We start from the raw sequence: 10,845 nt of genomic DNA, 5'->3' as shown, positions 1-10,845 counted from the left end.
CGAACTGGTCAAGATCGAGCCGAAATCGATCGGGGTCGGCCAGTACCAGCACGATGTCTCGGAAACTCTGCTGGCCCGGTCGCTGGGCGCGGTGGTGGAGGACGCGGTGAACGCGGTCGGCGTCGATGTCAACACCGCGTCGGTGCCGCTGCTGTCCCGGGTCTCCGGTGTCACCGGCTCGGTGGCCGAGAGCATTGTGGCGCACCGCGATCAGAACGGTCCCTTCCGCAGTCGCACCGCCCTGCTCGACGTCCCGCGGCTGGGGCCCAAGGCGTTCGAACAGTGCGCGGGCTTCCTGCGGATCCGCGGCGGGGACGATCCGCTCGACACCTCGGCCGTGCACCCGGAGGCCTATCCGGTGGTGCGCCGGATCCTCGATTCCACCGGTACCGGAATCGCCGAGGTCATCGGCAACGGCGCGGTCCTGCGCACGCTGCGCCCGGCCGATTTCACCGATGAGAAGTTCGGTGTCCCCACGGTGACCGACATCATCAGCGAACTCGAGAAACCCGGCCGCGATCCGCGCCCGGAGTTCAAGACCGCGGAATTCGCGGCGGGAATCGAGAAGGTCGCCGATCTGGAGCCGGGCATGGTGCTGGAGGGTGTCGTCACCAATGTCGCCGCGTTCGGCGCCTTCGTCGATATCGGTGTGCACCAGGATGGTCTGGTCCACGTTTCGGCGATGTCGCGTAATTTCGTGCGCGACCCCCGTGAGGTGGTCAAATCCGGCGATGTGGTGAAGGTGAAGGTGCTTGAGGTCGATGTCGTGCGCCAGCGCATCGGGTTGTCGCTGCGGCTCGACGACGAGCCCGGGGCGGGTAAGCCCGAACGCGGCCAGGGCCCCGGCGACCGCGGTCGCGGCCAGGGCGGCCGCGACGGCGGCGCCCGGACCGGCGGCCGCGACGGCGGCGCCCGGACCGGCGGCCGCGACGGCGGCGCCCGGGGCCAGGGCCGTAACGAGAAGAACCGCGGCGGCCAAGGCAACGGTCAGAACGCCGGCGGCCGGGGCGTCGGTAACGGTGTCGGTCAGGGACGCAATCGCGGGCAGGGCCGGGACGGCCGGCGCGATAATGCACCGGTGAACGGTGCCATGGCCGACGCGCTGCGCCGGGCGGGTTTCGGGAAGTGACCACGAGCTGAATCGGGGGCCGGTATGCGGCAGTGGCTGTCCGAGGACGTGATCGCCGCGGGCCGGCTCCCGCTGCTCTGCTTTCTGTTCGGCTTCATCATCGGGTTCCTGGTGATCAGGGTCAGCGTCCGGCTCATCCGGGCCCGGGTGCGCTGGTGGCCCGGCAACCTGAAGTCCGGCGGTGTGCACATCCACCACATGGTGTTCGGCGTGGTGCTGGTACTGATCTCCGGTATCGGGATGATCGCCGGAGCCGCGGGGAACAGCACCGGCACGGCATCGGTCCTGGCCGCCACCTTCGGGGTCGGGGCCGCGCTCGTGCTCGACGAATTCGCGCTGCTGTACTACCTGCGCGATGTGTACTGGGAGGAGCAGGGGCGGACCTCGGTGGACGCGGTCTTCGTCGCCCTCGCGGTCACCGGCCTGCTGCTGCTGGGTTTCCATCCGCTGTGGCTGCTGGAGATCAACGGTGTGCGGCACCAGCCCGGCCTCGGTACGCGGCTGCTGGTCGCCGGATTCGCGGTGGTGAATCTGGCGCTGGCCGCCGTGGTCATCGCCAAGGGCAAGATCTGGACCGGGCTGTTCGGCATGTTCTTCCTGCCGCTGCTGGTCGTGGGCGCGCTGCGGCTCAGCCGGCCGGGAGCCCCGTGGGCGCGGTGGCGTTACGGCAGCCGGCGGCGGCTCATGTACCGCGCGATCGTGCGGGAACGCCGGTACCGGCGCCCGGTGATCCGGGCCAAGATCTTCGTCCAGGACCTGATCGCCGGCAGTCCGGATGTCGATCACGCGCGGTCGGCGGCCGAGGTGGAACTGACGCGTAAGGTGGTACCGGCGCCGCCCCCACCGCCGCGGGAGCATCCGCTACTGCAGGATCTGCACCTGTGGCCGCCCGATCGGGGCGACGACGCCGGGGACGCGGCGGCCCAGGCCGGGCCGGTTTCCGAAACCGACCGCTGATCTGGCACAATGCACAGGTTGCCCTGGGCATGACCCGGGCGCATCCCACATTCGGAGCACGAACCGGTCGAGCTTTTGCGCCGCCAGGTTCCTCTGTTCGCGCGACCATCAGAAGGATGATCATGAACACCCTTGATTTCGTCGACGAGAGCTCGCTGCGCAGCGACGTCCCCGACTTCCGTCCGGGCGATACCCTCAATGTGCACGTAAAGGTCATCGAGGGCTCCAAGGAACGTATCCAGGTCTTCAAGGGCGTCGTCATCCGGCGCCAGGGCGGCGGTATCCGCGAGACCTTCACCGTGCGCAAGGTGTCGTTCGGTGTCGGTGTGGAGCGCACCTTCCCGGTGCACAGCCCCACCATCGATCACATCGATGTGGTGACCCGCGGTGATGTCCGCCGGGCCAAGCTGTACTACCTGCGGGAGCTGCGCGGTAAGGCCGCCAAGATCAAGGAAAAGCGCTGACCCGTCGCTGACCGCCGACACCAGTGCGCTGCGCCGCACCACGGTGACCTCGGCGGACGGCATATGTAGCCCGGTGCCACGAATCCGTTGTGGCACCGGGCTACGCTGTTCGCGTGGCAGATGAGAGTTGGTCGGTTTCGGGATCCGATTCCAGGAACGAACCGCCGAGAAGGCGTCGTGCGCGAAAGCAGGTCAAAGCGAAGCGGCAGCGGCCGTTCTGGCAGGAACTTCCCATCCTGCTGGTCATCGCGGCGATCATCGCCGCCCTCATGGTCACCTTCGTCGGCCGCCCCTATGTCATTCCCTCCCAGTCCATGGAGCCCACCCTGCACGGCTGCACCGGCTGCACCGGCGACCGGATCTACGTGCAGAAGGTGAGCTACTACTGGAGCGATCCGCAGCCCGGGGACGTGGTCGTATTCGTCGGCCCGCCGTCCTGGAACGACCACTACGTCTCGATCCGTTCCGACAATCCCGCCGTGCGCGGTATCCAGAACTTCTTCGCCTTCTTCGGCCTGGTCCCGCCCGATGAGAACGACCTGGTGAAACGCGTGATCGCGGTCGGCGGCCAGACCGTGGAATGCTGCGACGAGCAGGGCCGGGTCATGGTGGACGGGAAACCGCTGGACGAGCCCTACGTCGCCGACGACTACCCGTGGGTGGCGGGCCAGCAGAACGCCGCCTATCCGGTGGGCCGGGTCTTCGGGCCGGTACTGGTACCGCCGGGCCACCTGTGGGTGATGGGCGACAACCGCAACGAATCGCGCGATTCCCGCGCGCATGTCGGCGACGACCTCCAGGGCACGGTGCCCATCGAGAACGTCCGCGGCAAGGCCGTCTTCAAGATCTGGCCGCCCGGCCGGATCGGTCCGGTGACATCGCAGAATCCGCAGTAGGCGCGAGGTTTCCACGGTCGCTCCGTGGCGAGCGCCGTCCGATCCGGGCAGTGGCGGCGCCGATCACCTTGCCGGACAAGCCGTTCGACCGGGGCCGGGACCGGACCTACCGGTACCGCGCCCGATCCGGTGCGCGATAATCGGGCGGTGGTTCCCGATCATCTGTCGCGAGGTGCCCAGTGACACGTAGTAACCGTGCCGCCGGCGCCGCGCGAGGCAGCAGCTGGCCGCCGCGAGTGGTGGTCCGCAAGGCCGCGGGCCTGCGGACACTCGATTCGGCGCTGATACGCAGCGGTCTGGGGCCGGTCGCGGGCGTCGACGAGGCGGGTCGCGGCCCGAGCGCCGGGCCACTGGTGGTCGCCGCGTGCGTACTCGCGCCGAAGGCGTCCGCGGCGCTCGCCGGGCTCAACGACTCCAAGAAGCTGACCGAGACGGCCCGTGAGGCGCTGTTCCCGGTGATCAAGAAGCTGGCGCTGGCCTGGAAGGTGGTCGTGATCCCTGCCGCGGAGATCGATGCCATCGGAATCCACGTCGCGAATATCGAGGGCATGCGCCGGGCGGTGGCCGGGCTGGACTGCGCGCCGGGCTATGTGCTCACCGACGGATTCCGGGTGCCGGGGCTGGCGGTACCCTCGCTGCCGGTGATCGGCGGTGACGCCAGCGCCGCCTGCATCGCGGCGGCCAGTGTGCTGGCCAAGGTCACCCGGGACCGGATGATGGTCGAGCTCGACCGGCACCGGCCGGGCTACGGTTTCGCCGAGCACAAGGGTTACAACACCACGCAGCATCTCGAAGCGCTGCGCCGGCTCGGTCCCTGTCCGGAACATCGGCGGTCGTGGCGCACGGTGCGCGAATGCGGCGCGCCGATACCCGCGGCGGCCGAATCACTGGCGCTCGCGACTGCGGAGGCCGGCGGCGCCGCCTGACCGGGGCCGCGCGGCCGCACCCGGCCCGCCGCGCGGCGCAGCGAACGTGTGCGGCCCGGCCCACGGTGACATGCCCGGGCGCGATGAGCGATGATGTGAGCAGACACTAGGCGGCGAGAAGGAGGACATTCCACCAGATGAGTGCCGAGGACCTCGAGAAATACGAAACCGAGATGGAGCTCTCGCTCTACCGGGAGTACAAGGACATCGTCGGTCAGTTCTCGTATGTGGTGGAAACCGAACGCCGCTTCTATCTGGCCAACTCGGTGGAGCTACGACCGCAGAACGCCGACGGCGAGGTGTACTTCGAAGTACGGATGAGCGATGCATGGGTCTGGGATATGTACCGGCCCGCGCGCTTCGTCAAACACGTCCGGGTGATCACGTTCAAGGACGTGAACATCGAAGAGCTGGAGAAGCCGGACCTGCGGCTACCCGAATGAGCCGCCGCGGCCGGTGAGTGCCGCCGGGCCGTGCCCCGGAGGAACTTGTCCACAGGCCACAGGTTGTCCACAGGCCGATTGTTTTCGCAGGTCGGCGCCGTGTGCTCGCTCCGCCGATGGCAGATGCTGGGCACGTGGGACACAACACGGCGCTCGGCGCCCACGGGGAGGAACTGGCGGCCAGATATCTGCAGGCCGCCGGTATGGAGATCGTCTGCCGTAACTGGCGGTGCCGGTACGGCGAACTGGACCTGGTGGTCCGCGACGCGGGGGTGACCGCCTTCGTCGAGGTGAAGACCAGATCGGGGCTCGGATACGGGACACCGGCCGAGGCCGTCACCTACGACAAACGGCAGCGGATCCGCCGCCTGGCGCTGCTCTGGCTCACCGAACAGGACGGTCCCTGGCAGCGGATCCGTTTCGATGTCGTCTCGATCCTGCTCTCGCGGACCGCCGAGCCCGTGATCGAGCACCTGCGGGCGGTGTTCTGATGCCGCTGGGCCGGGCCTGCTCGATCGCGGTGCGTGGGATCGACGGGCAGGTCGTCGAGATCGAGGCCGATATCGGTCAGGGTCTGCCGTCGGTGCATCTGGTGGGTCTGCCCGACGCATCGCTCCAGGAATCCCGGGACCGGGTCCGGGCGGCCGTCGCCAATACCGGCGAGAAATGGCCGGACGGCCGGGTGATTCTGGCCCTGTCGCCGGCGACGCTGCCGAAGGTGGGTTCCGTCTACGATCTCGCGCTTGCCGTCGCGGTCCTGCACGCGGCCGGTATCGTGCCCTCCGAGCGGCTCACGGGCACCGTGCTGCTGGGCGAACTCGCCCTCGACGGGCGGCTGCGCCGGGTCCGCGGCGTCCTGCCCGCCGTGCTCGCGGCGCGCCGGGCCGGTCGCAAGACGGTGGTGGTCCCCGAGTCGGCTCTTCCGGAAGCGGGCCTCGTCGCCGGAATCCGGGTGCTGGGCGCACCGACACTGCGCGCTGCCGTCGACTGGTTGCGGGGCGAAGGCGGCCTGGAGGAGTCATCGGGAGTGCATCCACCACCTTCGAGCGTCCCGAGCGGAGATCTGCGGGATGTCGCCGGACAGCACGAAGCGCGCTGGGCGCTGGAGGTCGCCGCGGCCGGTGGGCACCATCTGCTGCTCACGGGCGCCCCCGGAATCGGGAAGACCATGCTGGCCCAGCGCCTGCCCGGCGTGCTGCCGCCGCTGTCGGAGGACGAGGCGCTCGAGGTCACCGCCGTCCATTCGGTCGCCGGCACGCTCTCCGACGAACAGCCGCTGATCACCAGCCCGCCGTTCGTCGCCCCGCACCATTCGACCTCGGTGAGTGCCATGGTGGGCGGTGGTTCGGGATCGGCGCGGCCCGGTGCGGTGAGCCGCGCCCACCGCGGGGTGCTGTTCCTGGACGAATGCGCCGAGATCGGTGCCAAGGTGCTCGAGGCGATGCGGACACCGCTGGAGGAGGGCGAGGTACGGATCGCGCGGCGCGACGGGGTGGCGCGCTATCCGGCGCGATTCCAACTGGTACTCGCCGCCAACCCCTGCCCCTGCGCCCCGGCCCGTGATGTGGACTGCATCTGCGCCCCGCTCGCCCGGCGCCGGTACCTCGGAAAACTGTCCGGTCCCCTGATGGACCGCATCGATATCTGGTTGCCGATGCATCCGATATCGGGCGCCGGTCTGGCGGCGGCGGAATCGGAGGACAGCGCGACCGTGCGCGGCCGGGTGATCGCCGCCCGCGCGGCCGCCGTCGCCCGGTGGCGCGACGAGGGCTGGCGTACCAACGCCGAGGTCCCCGGGTACGCACTGCGCCGCCGGTTCCCCCTACCCGTCGAGACGACGGCTCCGGTCGAGGCGGCGCTGCGACTGGGCCGGATCTCGGCGCGGGGCGCCGACCGGGCGCTGCGGGTCGCGTGGACCGTCTGCGATCTGCGCGGCGGCGATATGCCCACCGCACACGATGTGATGCAGGCTCTCGACTTCCGGCAGCGGAGTCCGCAGTGAACGCGGCCGGAATCGGCTCGCCGGCCCGGCGGGGGACCACCGGTGAGCAGGAAGAGCGGCAGCTGGCCTGGGCGTATCTGTCCCGAGTGGTTCTCGGGCCGTGCCCGGCACTCACGGCGCTGATCGACTCGGTCGGGGTGCGCGAGGCGGCGCGAGCGGTCCGGGAACGCGCACTCCCGCCGGTGCTGCGCGCCGCGACCGAGCGGCGGCGGGAGCTGGACACGGCTGCGCGTGATCTGGAGGTCATCCGTGATACCGGCGGGCGGCTCGTCACACCCGACGAGCCGGAATGGCCGGCCTGGCGGATGCTGGGTCTGAGTCAGCTCGCCCCGGGCCGCGACCCGGACGGTGCGGTGCCGCTGGTGTTCTGGGTCCGGGGCGGCCGGGATCTCGGCGAACTCACCGAGCGCGCGGTGGCGGTGGTGGGCGCCCGGTGCAGCACCGGTTACGGCGACCGGGTGACCGGTGAAATCGCGGGAGACCTGGCCGCCCGCGGATGGACGGTCGTATCCGGCGCCGCCTTCGGTGTCGACGGTACGGCGCACCGGGCCGCGCTCGCGGTCGGCGGCGCCACCATCGCCGTACTGGCCTGCGGCGCCGACCGGCCCTACCCGGCCCAGCACGACCGCCTCATCGCCCGGATCGCCGAAACCGGCCTGGTGGTCAGTGAATACCCGCCGGGTACGGTCGCGCGCAAACACCACTTCCTGGCCCGGAATCGGCTGATCGCCGCCCTGTCCGACGGTGTGCTGGTGGTCGAGGCCGGATTGCGCAGTGGCGCCCGGAACACGGTGAAATGGGCCCGCCGGATCGGTCGTCCCGCGCTCGCGGTGCCGGGATCGGTGAATTCGGCGGCCTCCGCTGGTTGCCATCGGATGATCCGCGACGGGGAAGCGACCCTCGTCACCGGTCCGGAGGAGGTACTCGCCGATATCGCGCCCCTGCACCTACCGCTGACCACCGGTTCGGCCGGTACCGACCGGCTCGGCGATACCGAGTCCCGAGTGCTGGCGGCCCTACCCGCTACCGGCGGCCGGTGGCCGCACGATATCGCAGCAGCGACGGGGATCGCGGCGGCCGAGATCCGCGCGGCACTCGTCGCGCTCGATCTGGCGGGGGCGGCCGCGCGCGGCGAGGTGGGCTGGTACCGGCTGGACCGGGCAGCGGAGCGAGGTGGGTGAATGCCTCGGTCGAGCCAGGTTCTCGAGCGCTGTACGCGGGGCTGTAGACCGCCCGCTGCGGTCCCGGGCCGGGCCCCGCCCCCGCATCCCCATCGTCTTGTCGCTGGGCGGCGGCCTCGCCGGGATACGAGCCTTCCAGGGCGCCGATATCGGGTACCTCGATTGCGGCCCGATGAATCGTCGACTACTGGCGCGGCGGATACGACTGGTGTGCAGCCGAAGCCGCGACCGACAGCGCAGCTACCCGCCGCCCGCGGATCCACGGCTGCCACGGATTCCACCCGACGCACACGGCGAGTTGGGCGCGCCGAGGCGGCGAGGTCCGTCAGCCATCCGGCAGCTCGAGGCGCAGCGGGACCGCATCGGCACGTCGCCCGCAATCTCGAAAGGGAGCAGGGCGGTGGTCCGCTTCGCGTGCCGCCAACGGATATCGGCGCGTGGGCTTGCGGTTCGGGGGCGGGCGGACGACGGTGGGACGGTGCGTGAGTTGCCCGAGGATCTGGAAGCCCTGCTGACCGAATACGGGCGGCATCTGCGGCTCGGTCGCAACCGTTCGGCACATACGGTGCGCGCCTATCTCGGCGATATCCGGTCGCTGCTGGCACATCTGGTCGACCATGCCGCCGACGCCTCGGTGCGTGAGCTGGACCTGCCGGCCATGCGTGCGTGGCTGGCAGGGCACGCGGAGCGCGGCGCGGCACGCACCAGTATGGCGCGTCGGGCGTCGGCCGCGCGGGCGTTCACCGCCTGGCTGACCCGGACCGGCCGGCTGACCGTGGATCCCGGGCTCCGGCTCGCCGCGCCCAAGGCCCACCGCAGCCTGCCCGCCGTCCTCGGTCAAGAGCAGGCGGGCCGGGTGATGAACGCCGCGGAATCGGGTGCCGAACAGCACGATCCGATGGCGCTGCGGGATCGGCTCATCGTCGAACTGCTGTACGCCACCGGAATCCGCGTCGGCGAACTGTGCGGACTCGATATCGACGATATCGACCGGGAACGGCGGCTGGTCCGTGTCCTGGGCAAGGGCAACCGGGAGCGATCGGCACCGTTCGGCGGCCCCGCCGATCACGCGGTGGGTGAATGGCTGCGCTATGGGCGGCCTGTCCTGGTCACACCCGATTCCGGCCGCGCGCTGCTCCTGGGCCGACGGGGCCGGCGCCTCGATCAGCGGCAGGCCCGGACAGTGGTGCACGCGGTGGTGTCCGCTGTCCCGGGCACCGCCGACCTGGGACCGCACGGCCTCCGCCATACGGCAGCCACGCATCTTCTGGAAGGCGGCGCGGATCTGCGGGTCGTACAGGAACTGCTGGGTCACGCCAGCCTCGCGACCACACAGCTCTACACCCACGTCTCCATCGACCGTCTCCGAAAAGCCCACGATCAGGCCCACCCCCGCGCCTGAACCGTCGTCGGTGGGCAGGAAACCCGTCGGTCGAACGCCGCCGAGTGCCGCACGTCTGCCTTCCGGTCGTCGTATCGCTGACTCCTACGGTGGCGACAACGGACTCTGCCGCTGCCTCACCGGTCTTCTCGATGACACTGGCGCCCTGCGGCACATGAGCCGAATGCTTCGATGCCGAACCGCCGAACCGGTCGCTGTGGTGGCGAGTTCGCAGGTGCCTTCGTCCGCTACCCCGCAGCTTCCGTCCAGGGTGTTCGTGGGGTGATGTGAGAGGCCTGTGCTCGGCGACGAATGACCCCCGCGGCGGGCCGACTCATCGGTGCTCCGGGTTCGTCCCCGCCGGAGGATCGGGTGCGCGAACTCGTCCGGCCCGACCGGTATTGCCGACATACGCATTGTCGACCGCATGCCGTGCGACCGGGCGCTGCTCGACCGGGCGCCGCCGGCCTGCCGAGGGGAGCGAGACCTGCGGCTGCTCCGAACGCGGGATCCGAGCCGACCAGCCGGCCCGCGCACTCGTCCGGCTGTATTCGGCGCCGCGCTACTGATCGGCGCCGGGAACATGATGAAACCCGAGAGCGTGGGCCGCCCGGTGTGCCGGGCTCACCCGGTCGGGTACCACACTCGATCGGCGGTCCGTCCCGGCGAGTGAAAGCTCCGGGCCTCACGGCCTCGCGACCGGACCACGAACCGGCGCGGGAGTCGATCGGGCGGCCCGTCTACGACCCGGTGGCTGGATTCGCCGCGGTACGGCGCTTACGCTGTCCAGCGGAGCCGCCCTACTGCGGCCGACCGGCATTTCGGGAGGTGAGCGTGCAGACCACGACCGGCACGGTCGCCCGATGAATTCCGCGCGAGAGGACACAGACCGCGCGGGGGAACCGGTCGACTACCGGTTCACGCTTGCCAACGAACGGACCTTTCTGGCCTGGATCCGCACCGCGCTCGGGTTGCTGGCCGGTGGGGTGGCGGTGCACGCGGTGGTGCAGGAACAGTGGAATATCGATTTCCGTACCGCGCTGGCCGTCAGTTGTCTGCTGCTGTCGTTGGTCCTCGCGGTCGGGGCGTATGTGCACTGGCGGCGGGTTCGCGTCGCGATGGAGGAAGGGCGGCCGCTGCCGGGCACGGTGCTGGTGCCGGTGCTGGCCGCCGGGACCGCGTTCGTGGCGGTTCTCGCCTGCGTCGCCGTCCTGCTGCATTGAGGACGGTGTCGTGACCGAATCGACCGAGATCCGGCTGGCCGCGGAGCGGACGGCGCTGTCGTGGCGGCGCACCTGTCTGGGGTGTCTGGTGGTCGATCTCCTGCTCCTGCGTCTCGTGCTCGAGGAGGGGTGGGATCCGGCCGCGCTCCTGCCGGGTATCGCCTGTCTCGTCCTGCTGTCGGTCGCCGCCCTCGGCTACCGGCGCGGTCGCCGGCTTCGCCTCGCCGCGGCCGGCGCCGCGGC

At 70.4% G+C, this 10,845-nt stretch carries 12 protein-coding genes; all 12 read left to right on the top strand.

Annotated features, from left to right (window positions below):
• A partial coding sequence (locus ACLML9_RS24835; protein ID WP_411947783.1) for a helix-hairpin-helix domain-containing protein occupies positions 1–1,129 on the top strand: 1,129 nt, incomplete at its 5' end.
• 24 nt (positions 1,130–1,153) lie between these two features.
• On the top strand, positions 1,154–2,086 hold the full coding sequence (locus tag ACLML9_RS24830; RefSeq protein WP_411947782.1) for a hypothetical protein: 933 nt from the start codon (positions 1,154–1,156) through the stop codon (positions 2,084–2,086).
• 122 nt (positions 2,087–2,208) lie between these two features.
• Positions 2,209–2,550: a 50S ribosomal protein L19 gene (gene rplS, locus ACLML9_RS24825; RefSeq protein WP_030521783.1), complete on the top strand. Its 342-nt coding sequence runs from the start codon at positions 2,209–2,211 to the stop codon at positions 2,548–2,550.
• A gap of 113 nt (positions 2,551–2,663) precedes the next feature.
• A complete protein-coding gene (lepB, locus tag ACLML9_RS24820) occupies positions 2,664–3,446 on the top strand; it encodes a signal peptidase I (RefSeq protein WP_265804512.1) in 783 nt (260 codons plus the stop codon).
• 179 nt (positions 3,447–3,625) lie between these two features.
• Positions 3,626–4,372 (top strand): ribonuclease HII, encoded by a 747-nt coding sequence (locus ACLML9_RS24815; RefSeq protein ID WP_411947781.1) that lies wholly within the window; start codon positions 3,626–3,628, stop codon positions 4,370–4,372.
• A 137-nt stretch (positions 4,373–4,509) separates the two neighbouring features.
• The gene (locus ACLML9_RS24810) at positions 4,510–4,815 is read left to right on the top strand and encodes a DUF2469 domain-containing protein (RefSeq protein ID WP_011210678.1); all 306 of its coding nucleotides are present in this window, start codon (positions 4,510–4,512) and stop codon (positions 4,813–4,815) included.
• Positions 4,816–4,949: 134 nt separating this feature from the next.
• Positions 4,950–5,306: a YraN family protein gene (locus ACLML9_RS24805; protein ID WP_411947780.1), complete on the top strand. Its 357-nt coding sequence runs from the start codon at positions 4,950–4,952 to the stop codon at positions 5,304–5,306.
• Positions 5,306–6,817, top strand: a complete 1,512-nt coding sequence (locus tag ACLML9_RS24800) for a YifB family Mg chelatase-like AAA ATPase (RefSeq protein ID WP_411947779.1) — start codon at positions 5,306–5,308, stop codon at positions 6,815–6,817. The genes ACLML9_RS24805 and ACLML9_RS24800 overlap by 1 nt, the downstream gene beginning before the upstream one ends.
• Complete coding sequence (gene dprA / locus ACLML9_RS24795; RefSeq protein WP_411947778.1) at positions 6,814–7,998, top strand: DNA-processing protein DprA; 1,185 nt, start codon at positions 6,814–6,816, stop codon at positions 7,996–7,998. The genes ACLML9_RS24800 and dprA overlap by 4 nt, the downstream gene beginning before the upstream one ends.
• A gap of 478 nt (positions 7,999–8,476) precedes the next feature.
• On the top strand, positions 8,477–9,400 hold the full coding sequence (locus ACLML9_RS24790) for a tyrosine recombinase XerC (protein WP_411947777.1): 924 nt from the start codon (positions 8,477–8,479) through the stop codon (positions 9,398–9,400).
• Between the two features lie 842 nt (positions 9,401–10,242).
• Positions 10,243–10,602 carry a YidH family protein gene (locus ACLML9_RS24785; protein WP_411947776.1) on the top strand — a complete coding sequence of 120 codons (360 nt, stop codon included), beginning with the start codon at positions 10,243–10,245 and terminating at the stop codon, positions 10,600–10,602.
• Between the two features lie 10 nt (positions 10,603–10,612).
• The coding region (locus ACLML9_RS24780) for a DUF202 domain-containing protein (RefSeq protein ID WP_411947775.1) at positions 10,613–10,845 on the top strand (233 nt) is incomplete at its 3' end.

It is taken from the genome of Nocardia sp. NPDC002869, assembly GCF_046764065.1.
GTDB classification, from domain to species: Bacteria; Actinomycetota; Actinomycetes; order Mycobacteriales; family Mycobacteriaceae; genus Nocardia; species Nocardia rhamnosiphila.
This window is presented reverse-complemented; position numbering and strand designations above follow the sequence as displayed.